The organism is Pseudomonas sp. CCNWLW23, assembly GCF_037095675.1.
GTDB classification, from domain to species: domain Bacteria; phylum Pseudomonadota; class Gammaproteobacteria; order Pseudomonadales; family Pseudomonadaceae; genus Aquipseudomonas; species Aquipseudomonas atacamensis.
Genome location: NZ_JBAWKM010000022.1, coordinates 37,460 through 53,137 on the forward strand (window position 1 = coordinate 37,460; position 15,678 = coordinate 53,137).

The following is a 15,678-nucleotide window of genomic DNA, read 5'->3' on the forward strand; positions in this document are numbered from 1 at the left end:
AACGGTTGTGGACAAGGTTCTGAGTTTCAAACAAGGCCGCGTGCCGCTGCTGATCAGCATGCCCCACGCCGGCGTGCGTCTGACCCCGGCGGTCGAAGTCGGGTTGATCCCCGCCGCGAAGAGTTTGCCGGACACCGACTGGCATATCCCGCAGCTCTACGATTTTGCCGAGGAACTGGGCGCGAGTACCCTGGCGGCAGAGTATTCGCGCTTCGTCATCGACCTCAACCGGCCGTCCGACGACAAGCCGTTGTATGCCGGGGCGACCACCGGGTTGTATCCGGCGACGTTGTTCGACGGCATTCCGTTGTTTCAGGAAGGTCTGGAACCGTCGAAAGAGGAGCGCGCGACTTACCTGGAGCAGATCTGGACGCCGTATCACCGCACCTTGCAGCAAGAACTGACGCGGCTGAAGGCTGAATTCGGCTACGCGCTGTTGTTCGATGCGCACTCGATCCGCTCGATCATCCCGCACCTGTTCGACGGCAAACTGCCGGACTTCAACCTCGGCACCTTCAATGGCGCCAGTTGTGATCCGCAACTGGCTGCTGAACTGGAAGTGATCTGCGCGCGGCACGAGCAGTTTACTCATGTGCTCAACGGTCGCTTCAAAGGCGGGCACATCACCCGCCAGTACGGCGATCCGGCGCAGAGCATCCACGCCGTGCAGCTGGAACTGTGCCAGTCCACCTACATGGAAGAGTTCGACCCGTTCCGCTACCGCGCCGATCTGGCCGAACCGACGCGGGTGGTGCTCAGGGAATTGCTGCAGGGACTGCTCGCTTGGGGTGAAAAACACCACAACGCCTGAAGCACCCCTGCAGGAGCTGCCGAAGGCTGCAATCTTTGATCGTTCCCACGCTCTGCGTGGGAATCCAGCCCGTGACGCTCCGCGTCACTGGACGCGGAGCGTCCCAAGAGGCGTTCCCACGCAGAGCGTGGGAACGATCAGGCCCCGGAGCATGCTCATTGACGCAAATCGGGTTTATGATGCCCAACGGCAGAATAATACGAGTCCCCTCAGGGATGACCTCGACCCCTTACGGAGCGCGCAATGCAGACTTTGTTTCCGCAGATCAAACCCCACGCCCGGCACGATCTGGCTGTCGATGACACCCATACGCTGTACGTCGATGAAAGCGGCTCGCCGGAGGGTTTACCGGTGGTGTTCATCCACGGTGGCCCCGGCGCCGGCTGTGACGCCCAGAGCCGACGCTATTTCGATCCGAATCTGTATCGCATTGTCACCTTCGACCAGCGCGGCTGCGGTCGTTCCACCCCGCACGCCAGCCTGGAAAACAACACCACCTGGGATCTGGTCGAGGACCTGGAGCGCATCCGCAAACACTTGGGCATTGAAAAATGGGTGCTGTTCGGCGGCTCCTGGGGTTCGACCCTGGCGCTGGCCTACGCGCAAACCCACCCGGAGCGGGTCCATGGTCTGATTCTGCGCGGGATTTTCCTGTGCCGTCCGCAGGAAATCGAATGGTTCTATCAGGCCGGCGCCAGCCGTCTGTTCCCCGATTACTGGCAGGACTACATCGCGCCGATCCCGCTGGACGAGCGCGACGACCTGCTCAACGCTTTCCACAAACGCCTGACCGGCAACGATCAGATCGCCCAGATGCATGCGGCGAAGGCGTGGTCGACCTGGGAAGGGCGCACCGCGACCCTGCGCCCGAACCCGCTGGTGGTCGATCGTTTCTCCGAGCCGCAGCGCGCGCTGTCGATCGCGCGGATCGAATGCCACTACTTCACCAACAATGCCTTCCTTGAACCTAACCAGCTGATTCGCGACATGGGCAAGATCGCTCATCTGCCCGGCGTGATCATTCACGGTCGTTACGACGTGATCTGCCCGCTCGACAACGCCTGGGAATTGCACCAGGCCTGGCCGAACAGCGAATTGCAGGTGATCCGCGACGCCGGCCACGCCGCGTCCGAGCCGGGCATCACCGATGCGCTGGTGCGCGCGGCGAGCAAAATGGCCCAGCGCCTGCTCGACCTGCCGCTCGAAGAAGCATGAAGGCGCTGTTGCAACGCGTACGCGGTGCGCGGGTTGAAGTCGCCGGCGAGGTAGTCGGCGCGGTCGATCAGGGTTTGCTGGTGCTGGTGGCGGTAGAACCCGACGACACGCGTACCAGCGCCGACAAACTTCTGCATAAGCTGCTTAACTATCGGGTATTCAGTGACGCCGAGGGCAAGATGAATCTGTCCCTGGCGGATGTGGGTGGCGGGTTGCTGCTGGTCTCTCAGTTCACCCTCGCCGCCGACACCAAAAGCGGCCTGCGTCCGAGCTTTTCTACGGCCGCACCGCCGGCGCTGGGTGAAGAATTGTTCGACTATTTATTGAGTCAGGCGAAACAGGTGCATGGCACTGTGGCATCAGGTAGATTCGGCGCCGATATGCAGGTGCACCTGGTCAACGATGGCCCGGTAACCTTCCTGTTACAGACCTGACAGTGCCTGAAACATGTTTTTCGGCAATTTCGACTGTTTTTAGGCTGTTTTCGCGATAAATACTTTGTTACCCCTGATGCGTTGTCATCCGGGCTACTAGATAATCGCGCGCTGCGGGGATCGACATTCGTTGATCCGTTTTGACTTAGGTAGAGACTTGTCTGGATCCGATTGGGGAATCATTTTGCCCCGGCGGAGTCGGAACAATGCTCGCCAACCTGGCATAAAGATAGCTGGCCGTTGGTTTATTGATCTGTTTTCGGCGAGGGTTGCTCGTGATTGTTAGTCCCTGTAATGCAGCAAAAATGTCTGCCAAACGCCTGCGAAGTGCTCTGGTAGCGGGTTCGGCGCTCCTGTGCCTGCTCAGCGCCGGTCAGCTTTGGGCGTTCAATCTTGACGACGTATCGGCCAAGGCCAAAGAGCTGGCCGGGCAGAAGTTCGAAGCCCCGCGCAGCAACCTGCCGAACGAATTCCGCGAAATGAAGTTCGCGGACTACCAGAAGATCCGCTTCCTCACCGAAAAGGCTGAGTGGGCCGATCAGAAGACGCCGTTCAAGCTCTCCTTCTATCACCAGGGTATGCACTTCGATACACCGGTGAAAATCAACGAAATCACCACCAATACCGTCTCGGAGATCAAATACGATCCGAGCCGCTTCGATTTCGGCGACCTGAAATTCGATCCGAAAGCCACCGAACAACTGGGCTATGCCGGTTTCCGTGTGCTGTACCCGATCAACAAGGCCGACAAGCAAGACGAGATCATGACCATGCTCGGCGCGAGTTACTTCCGCGTCGTCGGCAAGGGCCACACCTATGGTCTGTCGGCCCGTGGTCTGGCGATCGATACCGCGCTGCCGTCGGGTGAAGAATTCCCGCGTTTCCGCGAGTTCTGGATTCAGCAGCCCAAGCCGGGCGACAAGCACCTGGTGATCTTCGCTCTGCTCGACTCGCCGCGTGCCACTGGTGCCTACCGCCTGATCCTGCGTCCGGGCAGCGACACCATCGTCGACGTCAAGGCGCAGATGTTCCTGCGTGACAAGGTTGGCAAACTGGGTATCGCGCCGCTGACCAGCATGTTCCTGTTCGGCGCCAACCAGCCGTCGAAAGTGCTCAACTACCGTCGTGAACTGCACGACTCCAGCGGTCTGTCGATCCATGCCGGCAACGGTGAGTGGATCTGGCGCCCACTGAACAACCCGAAACATCTGGCCGTGAGCAACTTCAGCGTCGAGAATCCGCGTGGTTTCGGTCTGCTGCAGCGTGGCCGTGACTTCAGCCACTACGAAGACCTCGACGACCGCTACGACAAGCGCCCGAGTGCCTGGATCGAGCCGAAGGGCGAGTGGGGCAAGGGCACTGTCGATCTGGTAGAGATTCCGACCGCTGACGAAACCAACGACAACATCGTTGCGTTCTGGAGCCCGGAAAAAATGCCGGAGCCAGGCCAGCCGCTGGACTTCGCCTACCGTATGCACTGGACCATGGACGAAGCAGCACTCCACGCGCCGGACAGCGCCTGGGTGGCACAGACCCTGCGTTCGACCGGTGACGTCAAACAATCGAACCTGATCCGTCAGCCCGATGGCAGCGTGGCCTATCTGGTCGACTTCGAAGGTCCATCGCTGGCGGCCCTGACGCCGGATGCCGACGTGCGCAGTCAGGTCAGCGTCGGTGACAACGCCGAACTGGTCGAGAACAGCGTGCGCTACAACCCGGAAACCAAGGGCTGGCGCCTGACCCTGCGGATGAAGATCAAGGATCCGAGCAAAGCGACCGAAATGCGTGCCGCCCTGGTTCAGCCAGTGGTCACCGCAGATCTGGGCAAATCGGTGCCGGCGTCCAATTCGTCGGTCGCCAAGGCTGACAAGGTTGCCGCCAAGCAACAGGAAAAACTCGACAAGGAAGCCAAGGCCGCCGAAGCCAAACAGGCTGAAGCCAAGCCTGCAGCCGACGCCAAGGACAAGGCCAACAAAGACGCCAAGCAGCCAGTCGCTGCCGACGCGGTCCCAGCCACACCGGAATCGGCGCCGACTGAAGAAGTCCTGACCGAGACCTGGAGCTATCAGTTGCCTGCCGATGAGTAATTCACCAGTACAGCCAGAGACTCTGTCCGAGTATCTGGCGCATCTGCCGATGACCGACGAGCAACGCGCGGAACTCGCGGGTTGCCAGTCGTTCAGCGAGCTGCATGAACGCCTGTCGTCCTCGACATTCGACGCCCCTGCCGAAGCCGCCCAGGCTTCGGTGGGCAAGCGTCTGACCCTGAGCACTGCCGAAGAACTGGCTGAAGCGGAAATGCTGATGCTCGACGCCAGTGGTCGGGTCAGCCTCAAGGCGACCCCGCCGATCCGCCGCACCAAGGTCGTGCCGGAGCCATGGCGCACCAATATCCTGGTGCGTGGCTGGCGCCGTCTGACCGGGCGCACCAACCCGCCGCAGCCGCCGAAGGACGCCAATGTCCTGCCGGCCGCGCGCTGGCGCACCGTCGGTTCGATCCGCCGCTACATTCTGTTGCTGCTGATGCTCGGCCAGACCATCGTTGCCGGCTGGTACATGAAAGGCATCATGCCGTACCAGGGCTGGTCGTTCGTCGATCTGGAAGAAGTCCTGCATCAGCCGCTGCTGCAAACCGCCACGCAAGTGCTGCCGTACGCGCTGCAAACCAGCATCCTGATTCTGTTCGGGATTCTGTTCTGCTGGGTCTCGGCCGGCTTCTGGACCGCGCTGATGGGCTTCCTCGAGTTGCTCACCGGCCACGATAAATACCGTATCTCCGGGAAAAGCGCTGGTAACGAGCCGATTCCCAAAGATGCGCGTACTGCGCTGGTGATGCCGATCTGCAACGAAGACGTGCCGCGTGTATTCGCCGGTCTGCGTGCGACGTTCGAATCGGTCGCGGCCACCGGTGATCTGGATCGCTTCGACTTTTTCGTCCTCAGCGACAGTAACGACACCGATATCTGCGTCGCCGAGCAACAGGCCTGGCTGGATGTCTGCCGCGAGGCCAAGGGCTTCGGCAAGATCTTCTATCGCCGTCGTCGCCGTCGTGTGAAACGCAAGAGCGGCAACCTCGACGACTTCTGCCGTCGTTGGGGCGGTGACTACAAGTACATGGTCGTGCTCGACGCCGACTCGGTGATGAGCGGCGAGTGCCTGACCAGTCTGGTGCGCCTGATGGAAGCCACGCCGGACGCCGGGATCATCCAGACCGCGCCACGTGCGTCGGGCATGGACACCCTGTATGCGCGGATGCAGCAGTTTGCGACCCGCGTGTACGGCCCGCTGTTTACCGCCGGTCTGCACTTCTGGCAGTTGGGTGAATCCCACTACTGGGGTCACAACGCGATCATCCGCATGAAGCCGTTTATCGACCACTGCGCCTTGGCGCCGTTGCCGGGCAAGGGCGCGTTCTCCGGTGCGATCCTGTCCCACGACTTCGTCGAAGCTGCGCTGATGCGTCGGGCCGGCTGGGGCGTGTGGATTGCCTACGACCTGCCGGGCAGTTACGAAGAGCTGCCGCCGAACCTGCTCGATGAGCTCAAGCGTGACCGCCGCTGGTGCCACGGCAACCTGATGAACTTCCGCCTGTTCCTGGTCAAGGGCATGCACCCGGTGCACCGCGCGGTGTTCCTCACCGGCGTGATGTCTTACCTGTCGGCGCCGTTGTGGTTCTTCTTCCTGGTGTTGTCGACCGCGCTGCTGGCGGTGAACACGCTGATGGAGCCGCAGTACTTCCTCGAGCCGCGTCAGCTCTATCCGCTGTGGCCACAATGGCATCCGGACAAGGCCATCGCGCTGTTCTCGACGACCATCGTGCTGCTGTTCCTGCCGAAGCTGTTGAGCATCATCCTGATCTGGGCCAAGGGCGCGAAAGAGTTCGGCGGCAAGTTCAAGGTGACCCTGTCGATGCTGCTGGAGATGCTGTTCTCCATGCTGCTGGCGCCGGTGCGGATGATTTTCCACACCCGCTTCGTCCTCGCCGCGTTCCTCGGCTGGGCCGCGACCTGGAACTCGCCGCAGCGTGACGACGACTCGACGCCGTGGAGCGAGGCGGTCAAGCGCCACGGTCCGCAGACGTTGCTGGGCTTCTTGTGGGCGCTGCTGGTGATCTGGCTGAACCCGAGCTTCCTCTGGTGGCTGGTGCCGATCGTCGGTTCGCTGATGCTGTCGATCCCGGTATCGGTGATCTCCAGCCGTGTCGGCCTTGGTCTGAAGACCCGTGACGAGAGCCTGTTCCTCATCCCCGAGGAATACAATCCGCCACAGGCCTTGCTGGCAACCGATCAGTACACCCACGAGAACCGCTATCACGCCCTCAACGACGGCTTCGTCCGCGCCGTGGTCGATCCTCAGCAGAATGCCCTGGCGTGCTCGCTGGCGACCTCGCGTCACGGCCAGGCCGAGCCGATCGAGTGGCTGCGTCAGGAACGCGTGCGTCACGCGATCAAGGTCGGCCCGGCCGGGCTGAACAACCATGATCGTCTGCAACTGCTTAGCGACCCTGTCGCACTGGCACGCCTGCACGAGCAGGTCTGGGCCGAAGGTCACGCTGAGTGGCTGGACGCCTGGCGCGCTTCGGTGAAAGCCGATCCGCATGCGCCGTTGCTGCCGCTGCGACCGGTGAGCCTGCAGGCTCAGCCGGCCTGATAAAAAAACCCCGCTGATTCAGCGGGGTTTTTTCATGTCCGCTGATTTGCGAACAAATCCGGATAAAGCCTAAAACCAGTGCATAGCATCCGTCGCCAAATTGGCGCGCCCGTTATCTACGACGCGCAGACCGCGCCGCTGCCTTCGCGAGCAGGCTCGCTCCCACCTTGGAATGCGTTTCCCTGTGGGAGCGAGCCTGCTCGCGAATGGCATCACCTCGGTTACAGGCGAACCGAGGTTGTGCATCAACTCAGACTTTGAAACGGCCTACCAGCATCTGCAGATGCGTGCCCAGTCGCGCCAGTTCAACGCTGGATGCGGCAGTCTCCTCGCTCGCCGCCGAGGTCTGATCGGACACATCGCGCACGTTCAGCACGCTGCGGTTGATCTCTTCGGCCACGGCGCTCTGTTGCTCGGCGGCTGCGGCGATCTGCTGGTTCATCGCCTGGATCGCCGAGACGGTGCGGGTGATGCTCTCCAGTGAGCCGCCGGCACGCCGGGTCAGTTCGACGCTGCTGTCGGTCAGGCTGCGGCTGTTGTCCATGATCGTCGCCACTTGCTGAGTGCCGTTTTGCAGACCGACGATCAGCTCCTCGATCTCTTCGGTGGACTTCTGTGTGCGCTGGGCGAGGCTGCGAACTTCGTCGGCAACCACGGCGAAACCACGTCCGGCTTCACCGGCGCGGGCCGCTTCGATGGCGGCGTTGAGCGCCAGCAGGTTGGTTTGCTGGGCCACCGACTTGATCACATCGAGGACGCTGCCGATCTTGTCGCTTTCACGCTTGAGCTCGCCCATGGCTTCGGTGGAATGGCCGACCTCGACCGCCAGACGTTCGATCTGGGCGATGGCTTCGCCGACGACCTTGTCGCCTTCGCGGGCCTGTTGGTCGGCGGCGACGGCGGCTTCCGAAGCTTCTTCAGCGTTGCGCGCGACTTCCTGCACGGTAGCCGCCATTTCGTTCATAGCGGTGGCGACCTGATCGGTCTCGATCTTCTGATTATTGACCCCGGCGCTGGTCTGCTCGGTCACCGCGGATAGCTCTTCAGCGGCGCTGGCGATCTGCGTGACGCCGTCGCTGATACCGCCGATCAACTCGCGCAGGCCCTGGGTCATGCTTTGCATCGAGCGCTGCAATTGACCGAGTTCATCGCGACGCAGGGAAACCAGGTTGTGGGTCAGGTCGCCGGCGGCCACGTGTTCGGCGACTTTCAGGGTCTGGGTCAGCGGAATGATGATTTGCCGAGTGATCGCCCAAGCCGCAATCAGACCGAAGGCCAGTGCCAGCGCAGTGGCGACCAGCAGCATGTTCTTGGCATGGGCAGCATCGGTGTCGCGCACCACGGTTTGCGATTCAGTAAGCTTCTTGCTCGCCGCGATCAGGATGTCGCCCTGAGCCGACATGTTGGCCAGTGCGGCGGTGTTCTTGACCTGTGAATCACGGAACTGAGCGACGGCGGCGCGATAGGCCTTGAGCGAGTCGGTGGCCTGCTGCAAGTTGGCGATGTGCTGCTCTGGCACGCGGGTCGGCAGGCTTTCGAGGTTTTTCAGGGCGTTGTCGATGGCGGTCAGCGCCGGTTGCTCGGCATCGGCCTTGCCGCTGTAGGTGTAGCCGCGCACCTGATAGCGCGCCTGCTGCAACAGTTTGCTCAGCTCGATCACCGCGTTGTACTGCGCAACGCTGTCACCTTGCAGCAGTGCACTTTCGACTTCGCCGACCTTGGCCACGGCATTATCGGCATTGGCGCCAAGCTTGCTGCGCGCGTCTTCACGCTGGACGGTGGCCTGGGTCATTTCGCCGAAAGCGCGTTTGTATTCGGCGACCGCAGCGAGCTGTTGATCGACCATCGCCACATCGGACGGCTGCTCGATCATGCCGCGTGCCGATTGCAGACCGCTTTCGAGTTTGCTGAGCAATTCATTGACCGCCCCCGGACCCTGTTCACCACGACGCATGTCGTAGTCCATGCGCGCCAGGCGCAGGTCTTTGGTCAGCTCATTGAGGCTGGAAATGAAGCCGAGCTTGTCGCCACGGCTGATGATGCCGCTCATGCCGGTCCAGCCGGTGAAAGTGATCAACAGCGTCAGCAACAGCACCAGGCCGAAACCGATGCCCAGCTTGCGTTTGACGCTGACGTTTCCAAGACTCTCGGCTAACCAACGGTACATGCGACCACTCCCTTCGGACCACTTAATTGGACTTATAGGGGCTGTATCGGCTGGGTGATGGCAATCTGTAACGCCACTTGTCTGCGACAGTAGGGGCTTGTAGGAGCTGACGAGTGCAACGAGGCTGCGATCCTTTGATCTTGCTTTTAAAACAAGATCAAAAGATCGCAGCCTTCGGCAGCTCCTACACAGGATCGGTGTCGGGTTAGAACAGGCGTGCAAGCAGGGCGGTGACGGCGGTTTCGACGCGCAGGATGCGCTCGCCCAGTTGCACCGGTTGCAGGCCGGATTTGGCCAGCAGATCGATTTCGTAGGGAATCCAGCCACCCTCGGGGCCGATGGCCAGGGTCACCGGTTCGCTCAGAGCGCGCGGGCAGGGCGGGAAGTTGCCGGGGTGGCCGACCAGGCCTAGTGTGCCCTCGGCGATCGCCGGCAAGCGATCTTCAACGAAAGGCTTGAAGCGCTTTTCGATGACGATCTCTGGCAGCACCGTATCGCGAGCCTGTTCGAGCCCGAGGATCAACTGCTCACGAATCGCTTCCGGCTCCAGAAATGGCGTCTGCCAGAAGCTTTTTTCGACGCGATAGCTGTTGACCAGAATCACCTTGGCCACGCCCATGGTCGCGACGGTCTGGAACACGCGGCGGAGCATTTTCGGCCGGGGCAGGGCCAGCACCAGGGTCAGCGGCAGTTTGGCCGGCGGTGGCTGATCGAGGCTGACGCGCAGCTCCGCTTCGCCCGCTTCCAGGCGCAGCAACTCGGCCGAACCCATCAACCCGTTGATGCGCCCGACGCGCAGGCTGTCGCCGACTTCCGAGCGATGAACTTCCTGCATGTGGGTCAGGCGCCGGTCGCGCAGGATCACGCGGTCGGCCGCAATGAAGTCGGCCTCTTCGAGCAGCAGCAGGTTCATGCCTGAGTCGCTGGCGGCTGGTCGTTGTGGTCGTCGGCCGGCGTTTCGTCCGGGCGTTCGCGCTTGCTGACCAGCGCGCCGAAGAGGATGCCGATCTCGAACAGCATCCACATCGGCACAGCCAGCAGGGTCTGCGAGAAGATGTCCGGCGGGGTCAGGATCATGCCGACCACGAAGCAGCCGATGATCACGTACGGGCGGATCTTCTTCAGGTATTTGACGTCGACCACGCCGATCCACACCAGCAGGACCACGGCCACGGGGATCTCGAACGCCACGCCGAAGGCGAAGAACAGCGTCATGACGAAATCGAGGTAGCTGGCGATGTCGGTCATCATTTCCACGCCGGCCGGGGTGGCAGCGGCGAAAAACTTGAAGATCAGCGGAAAGACGAAGTAATAGGCGAACGCCATGCCGATGTAGAAGAGCAGGATGCTGGAGATCAGCAGCGGTACCGCGACGCGTTTTTCATGCTTGTACAGGCCCGGCGCGATAAAGCCCCAGATCTGATGCAGGATCACTGGAATCGCAAGAAACAGCGAAACCATCATCGTCAGTTTCAGCGGCGTCAGGAACGGCGACGACACGTCGGTGGCGATCATCGTCGCGCCGACCGGCAGATACTGGCGCAGCGGCGTCGAGACGAAGGTGTAGATCTGCTGGGTAAACGCGAACAGCCCGGCAAAGATAATGAAGATCGCCGCCACGCAACGCAGCAGGCGGGTGCGCAACTCGGTGAGGTGCGAAACCAGCGGCATGTGCTGGTCGTTTTCCGGAAGATCGCTCATGGGGCTCGCGGCGGCAGTGTAGGGTCTTGAGGCGCTGGTGTAGTCGGCGCGGCGGAGGGCGCTACGTGTTCAACCGATGTGTCTGTGGTAATCGGCGCGGTTCCTGGCGGTGTTACAACAGGTGCAGGAGTCGGAGCGGCAGCGCTGTGAATCGTCTGCTCGCCCACAGGCTCGACCGGCGACGGCTCCTGCTGGTTCGGATTGAAGATCTTCCGCGCCTCTTGCTCCAGCGACAGAATATGTTCGTTGTGCAGTTGCCGACGGATCTCGTCGGCACCGATTTCACGTTCAACTTCCTGTTTGATCGCGTTGAAGCTGCGCTTCAGGCGGCCGACCCACAGACCGGCGGTGCGCGCCGCGCCCGGCAGACGCTCGGGGCCGAGCACCAGCAGGGCGACGAGGCCGACGAGCAGCAGTTCAGAGAAGCTGATACCAAACATTAGTCAGTGCTCACACGTCTTTGCGGATCGGCTCTTCGACTTTTTGCGCCTGCACGTCGATGGTGTGCGGCGGGTTGGCCTGAGCGGTGGTTTGCGGCTGCACCGGTGGCACAGGCTGGGCCGGCGGGGTCACGCTAGGCTCGGCCGGTTTTTCGTCGTCGTTCATGGCTTTGCGAAAGCCCTTGATCGATTCGCCAACGTCGGTGCCGAGGTTTTTCAGTTTCTTGGTACCGAATACCAGCACCACGACAATCAGAATGACGACCCAGTGTTTCCAGTCAAAAATGCCCATGTGGCGATTCCTCTCTAAAAGTTGTTCAGGCGGACGGACGCGAGGCTTTCTCGACGTGTCCGGACAGGCCGAAGCGACGGTCCAGTTCATCCAGCACGGCCTGCGGATGCTGCCCCAGTTGGGCGAGCATGACCATGCTGTGGAACCACAGGTCGGCGGTCTCGTAGATCACATCACTGCAATCGCCGCTGATGGCGGCATCCTTGGCGGCAATAATGGTTTCGACCGACTCTTCGCCGACTTTCTCCAGAATCTTGTTCAGCCCCTTGTGATACAGGCTGGCGACATACGAGCTGTCGGCGGCTGCGCCTTTGCGCTCTTCAAGTACCTGAGCGAGGCGGGTCAGGGTGTCACTCATGTGTGTGTCCTGCGGAATAGATAGCGTGCGGATCTTTCAGTACCGGGTCGACCGTTTTCCAGTCGCCGTTTTCGAAGACCCGGTAAAAGCAGCTTTGACGGCCGGTGTGGCAGGCGATGTCGCCGATCTGTTCAACCATCAGAATGATCACGTCGGCATCACAGTCCAGGCGCATCTCATGCAGGGTCTGCACATGGCCGGACTCTTCGCCCTTGCGCCACAGCTTGCCACGGGAACGTGACCAGTAGATTGCACGATTCTCCGCAGCGGTCAGTTCGAGCGCTTCGCGGTTCATCCAGGCCATCATCAATACGCGCCCGGTTCTGTGATCCTGGGCAATCGCCGGCACCAGGCCGTCAGCATCCCACTTGATCTCGTCCAGCCAGTTTTTCATCTTCAATTCCTGAAAAGCAGCTTCGAGTTTCAAGCTTCAAGCTGCAAGTAAAAGCAGGTTGCGGTGTTCCGGTGTCGTCAAGCTTGAAGCTGGCAGCTTATAACTTGCAGCTGATTCGTGCTATCGGCGAACGACCAGATACAAACCGACTGCGATCATGATTCCGGCGGGCCAATGCGCCCACTCGGTCAGCGGACCACCCGCAGCGAGGATCGCGCCGCCGGCCAGATGCGCGCAGCCGAGCAGGCGCAGGAACCAGTCGTCCTTGCGTTTGCGCCACGGCGGCGGTGGGTCTTTGGCGTGGGGTTGCGACATGCGTTCGAGCAGATCGCGGGCCATGTTCGACAGGTGCGGAATCTGCTCCAGCTGGCTCTGCACGTTGCCCAGCAAGGCTTTCGGGCTGACGCGTTCGCGCATCCAGCGCTCGAGAAACGGCTGCGCGGTGTTCCACAGATCCAGATCCGGGTACAGCTGACGCCCGAGGCCTTCGATGTTCAGCAAGGTCTTCTGCAACAGCACCAGTTGCGGCTGCACTTCCATGTTGAAACGGCGAGCGGTCTGGAACAGGCGCATCAGCACCTGGCCAAATGAAATATCTTTTAACGGTTTTTCGAAGATCGGTTCGCACACCGTACGGATCGCCGCTTCGAATTCGTTGAGTTTGGTTTCCGCCGGCACCCAGCCCGAATCGATGTGCAACTGCGCCACACGGCGGTAGTCACGCTTGAAGAAGGCGAACAGGTTGCGCGCCAGATAATCCTGGTCTTCCGGGGTCAGGCTGCCGACGATGCCGCAGTCGATCGCGATGTATTGCGGGCTCCACGGATTGACCGTGCTGACAAAGATGTTGCCCGGGTGCATGTCGGCGTGGAAGAAACTGTCGCGGAACACCTGAGTGAAGAAAATCTCCACGCCGCGCTCGGCGAGCATCTTCATGTCGGTGCGCTGGTCGGCAAGGGTCGCCAGATCGGTGACCTGGATGCCGTAGATGCGCTCCATGACCAGCACTTTCGGCCGGCACCAGTCCCAATAGACTTGCGGTACATAAAGCAGCTGCGAGCCTTCGAAGTTGCGGCGCAACTGGCTGGCGTTGGCCGCCTCGCGCAACAGATCGAGTTCGTCGTAAATGGTCTTTTCGTAATCCTGCACCACGTCGACCGGGTGCAGCAGGCGCGCGTCAGCGGAGAATTTTTCCGCTGCGCGGGCGAGGATGAACAGCCATGCCAGATCCTGCGCGATGATCGGTTTCAGGCCTGGGCGAATGACCTTGACCACGACTTCTTCGCCACTTTTCAGCTGCGCCGCATGCACCTGCGCCACCGAGGCCGAGGCCAGAGGGGCGACGTCGAAACGGCTGAACACTTCGCTGATTTTCTTGCCCAGCTGTTCTTCGATCAGCTTGATCGACACTTGTGAATCGAACGGCGGCACGCGGTCCTGCAGCAGCATCAGCTCATCGGCGATGTCTTCGGGCAACAGGTCGCGGCGGGTCGAAAGAATCTGCCCGAACTTGATGAAGATCGGCCCCAGATCCTGCAACGCCAGACGCAAGCGCGCACCACGGTTGAGCTCCAGCGGCTTGCGCGGCAGCCAGCGCCACGGCAGCAAAAAGCGCACGGCCAGAAGAAACCAGGGCAGCGGCAGATCGAACAGCAGGTCATCGAGGCGGTAGCGGATCACGACGCGCTGGATGCGCAACAGACGGCGGACGGCAAGCAGCTTCATGCGTTATCGCTTGGGTCGAGGGATCGGGAAAGGCGCTCGAAACGCGCCTCGAGTCGTTCCAGATCGAGTTTGATCCGGTCCAGTTCGCTGAATCGCGCTTCGGCTTCGCGCTGCCCGACGAGGGTGCGCGATTCTTCGGCGAGATATTCGGCAAGATTCTGGTTGAGGCTGGCAAATCCTTGTTGATACCAGCGCGCGCGGCTGCGCAGATGGCCGCCGAGCAATTGCGTGGCGACCGGGCCGAGCCAGCGCGAGAGTTCGTACTCCCAGTCCAGCTCAAGATCCTGCAGCACGCCGGCCAGCTCCAGCAACACACCGCTGTCGCCATCGAGCTCGACTTCGGGTGCGTGCAGCACCGCGGTCTTGTCTTTGCTCAGGGCCAGTTTCACCAGGCTTGAGGCCGGTGCACGCAACGTGCAATCGACGTCCGCTGCCCACTGCGAGGCGAGCATCAAGCCTTCGTCGCTGGGCAGGATGAACAGTTGCAGCGCCGGGCTGCGGCAGTCGACGGCAATCACTTTGCCGGTCAGATGCGCCAGACGCGGCAGCGCCGTGCTGTCGAGACGCAGCACCCGGTTGAGGCCGAGTTCGACGCTGGCGAGCAGCCCGGTGAGCAACATCAGGGTTTGATGCCGCGGTGCAGGGCGACGATGCCTGCGGTCATGTTGTGATAGGTCACGCGGTCGAAACCGGCCTCGACCATCATCGACTTCAGGGTTTCCTGATTCGGGTGCATGCGGATCGATTCGGCCAGGTAACGATAGCTTTCCGAATCGTTGGTGATCAGCTTGCCCATCAGCGGCATGAAGGCGAACGAGTAGGCGTCGTAGGCTTTCGACATCAGCGCGTTGGTCGGCTTGGAGAATTCCAGCACCAGCAGGCGTCCGCCGGGCTTGAGCACGCGCAGCATCGAACGCAGCGCGTCCTCTTTGTGCGTCACGTTGCGCAGACCGAAGGCGATGGTCACGCAGTCGAAATGGTTGTCCGGGAACGGCAGTTTTTCCGCGTCGGCCTGGACGAATTCGACGTTGCCGGCAACGCCCAGATCGAGCAGACGATCACGGCCGACCTTGAGCATCGACTCGTTGATGTCGGCCAGCACGACCTGGCCGGTCGGGCCGACGAGGTTCGAGAACTTGCGGGTCAGGTCGCCGGTGCCACCGGCGATGTCGAGCACGCGGTTGCCGCTGCGCACGCCGGAAAGCTCGATCGCGAAACGCTTCCACAGACGGTGCATGCCGCCCGACAGAAGGTCGTTCATCAGGTCGTATTTAGCGGCTACGGAATGGAAAACCTCAGCGACTTTTTCCGCTTTCTGGCTTTCCGGAACGTTTTTGAAGCCGAAGTGAGTGGTGGGTTCGGCATCGCTGCCTTTGCGCTGATCAGTCATATCGCTGTCACCAAAAGAGAATGCGCGACATTCTAATCCCCAAGCCATGCTTTGTCTTGGAATGGCTAAAGGTAAGATGGGCAACCTTCGGGACGATTTGC

15 protein-coding genes and 1 pseudogene are annotated in these 15,678 nt (G+C 61.3%); 5 read left to right on the forward strand and 11 right to left on the reverse strand.

Going from position 1 to position 15,678, the window contains the following annotated elements:
* The first annotated feature begins 7 nt into the window (after positions 1 to 7).
* From hutG to mdoH, 5 genes are all read left to right on the forward strand, one after another.
* On the forward strand, positions 8 to 811 hold the full coding sequence (gene hutG, locus V8J63_RS23150) for an N-formylglutamate deformylase (RefSeq protein WP_125925772.1): 804 nt from the start codon (positions 8 to 10) through the stop codon (positions 809 to 811).
* A 243-nt stretch (positions 812 to 1,054) separates the two neighbouring features.
* A complete protein-coding gene (pip, locus tag V8J63_RS23155; protein WP_073471584.1) occupies positions 1,055 to 2,026 on the forward strand; it encodes a prolyl aminopeptidase in 972 nt (323 codons plus the stop codon).
* Positions 2,023 to 2,460 carry a D-aminoacyl-tRNA deacylase gene (gene dtd / locus V8J63_RS23160; protein WP_122601419.1) on the forward strand — a complete coding sequence of 146 codons (438 nt, stop codon included), beginning with the start codon at positions 2,023 to 2,025 and terminating at the stop codon, positions 2,458 to 2,460. The genes pip and dtd overlap by 4 nt, the downstream gene beginning before the upstream one ends.
* A 305-nt stretch (positions 2,461 to 2,765) precedes the next feature.
* Positions 2,766 to 4,547 (forward strand): glucan biosynthesis protein G, encoded by a 1,782-nt coding sequence (locus V8J63_RS23165; RefSeq protein ID WP_177433377.1) that lies wholly within the window; start codon positions 2,766 to 2,768, stop codon positions 4,545 to 4,547.
* Positions 4,540 to 7,110, forward strand: a complete 2,571-nt coding sequence (gene mdoH, locus V8J63_RS23170) for a glucans biosynthesis glucosyltransferase MdoH (protein ID WP_024011251.1) — start codon at positions 4,540 to 4,542, stop codon at positions 7,108 to 7,110. The genes V8J63_RS23165 and mdoH overlap by 8 nt, the downstream gene beginning before the upstream one ends.
* A 250-nt stretch (positions 7,111 to 7,360) precedes the next feature.
* On the opposite strand, the gene V8J63_RS27885 is transcribed toward mdoH, so the two are convergent.
* The 11 genes and pseudogenes from V8J63_RS27885 to ubiE form a co-directional block, all read right to left on the reverse strand.
* Positions 7,361 to 8,233 (reverse strand): methyl-accepting chemotaxis protein, encoded by an 873-nt coding sequence (locus V8J63_RS27885; RefSeq protein ID WP_371917811.1) that lies wholly within the window; start codon positions 8,231 to 8,233, stop codon positions 7,361 to 7,363.
* Positions 8,216 to 9,277 (reverse strand): annotated as a pseudogene (locus V8J63_RS27890) (methyl-accepting chemotaxis protein); the annotation flags it as partial. The pseudogene V8J63_RS27890 and the gene V8J63_RS27885, both read right to left, overlap by 18 nt.
* A gap of 205 nt (positions 9,278 to 9,482) precedes the next feature.
* Positions 9,483 to 10,190 carry a 16S rRNA (uracil(1498)-N(3))-methyltransferase gene (locus V8J63_RS23180; RefSeq protein WP_110602565.1) on the reverse strand — a complete coding sequence of 236 codons (708 nt, stop codon included), beginning with the start codon at positions 10,188 to 10,190 and terminating at the stop codon, positions 9,483 to 9,485.
* Complete coding sequence (gene tatC / locus V8J63_RS23185) at positions 10,187 to 10,978, reverse strand: twin-arginine translocase subunit TatC (RefSeq protein ID WP_016772075.1); 792 nt, start codon at positions 10,976 to 10,978, stop codon at positions 10,187 to 10,189. Before tatC ends, V8J63_RS23180 begins: the two co-directional genes overlap by 4 nt.
* Entirely contained in the window at positions 10,975 to 11,418 is a 444-nt protein-coding gene (gene tatB / locus V8J63_RS23190) for a Sec-independent protein translocase protein TatB (protein ID WP_125925769.1), read from the reverse strand. Before tatB ends, tatC begins: the two co-directional genes overlap by 4 nt.
* Before the next feature lie 10 nt (positions 11,419 to 11,428).
* Positions 11,429 to 11,710, reverse strand: a complete 282-nt coding sequence (locus tag V8J63_RS23195; protein WP_016772073.1) for a twin-arginine translocase TatA/TatE family subunit — start codon at positions 11,708 to 11,710, stop codon at positions 11,429 to 11,431.
* Between the two features lie 25 nt (positions 11,711 to 11,735).
* Positions 11,736 to 12,068: a phosphoribosyl-ATP diphosphatase gene (locus tag V8J63_RS23200; RefSeq protein WP_003220849.1), complete on the reverse strand. Its 333-nt coding sequence runs from the start codon at positions 12,066 to 12,068 to the stop codon at positions 11,736 to 11,738.
* Positions 12,061 to 12,462: a phosphoribosyl-AMP cyclohydrolase gene (gene hisI, locus V8J63_RS23205; RefSeq protein ID WP_130887645.1), complete on the reverse strand. Its 402-nt coding sequence runs from the start codon at positions 12,460 to 12,462 to the stop codon at positions 12,061 to 12,063. Before hisI ends, V8J63_RS23200 begins: the two co-directional genes overlap by 8 nt.
* A 120-nt stretch (positions 12,463 to 12,582) precedes the next feature.
* Positions 12,583 to 14,187, reverse strand: coding sequence for a ubiquinone biosynthesis regulatory protein kinase UbiB (gene ubiB, locus V8J63_RS23210; RefSeq protein WP_024011256.1), 1,605 nt, complete (start codon positions 14,185 to 14,187; stop codon positions 12,583 to 12,585).
* Positions 14,184 to 14,807, reverse strand: coding sequence for a ubiquinone biosynthesis accessory factor UbiJ (locus tag V8J63_RS23215; protein WP_016772070.1), 624 nt, complete (start codon positions 14,805 to 14,807; stop codon positions 14,184 to 14,186). Before V8J63_RS23215 ends, ubiB begins: the two co-directional genes overlap by 4 nt.
* Positions 14,807 to 15,577: a bifunctional demethylmenaquinone methyltransferase/2-methoxy-6-polyprenyl-1,4-benzoquinol methylase UbiE gene (gene ubiE / locus V8J63_RS23220; protein WP_016772069.1), complete on the reverse strand. Its 771-nt coding sequence runs from the start codon at positions 15,575 to 15,577 to the stop codon at positions 14,807 to 14,809. Before ubiE ends, V8J63_RS23215 begins: the two co-directional genes overlap by 1 nt.
* Between the last annotated feature and the right edge of the window lie 101 nt (positions 15,578 to 15,678).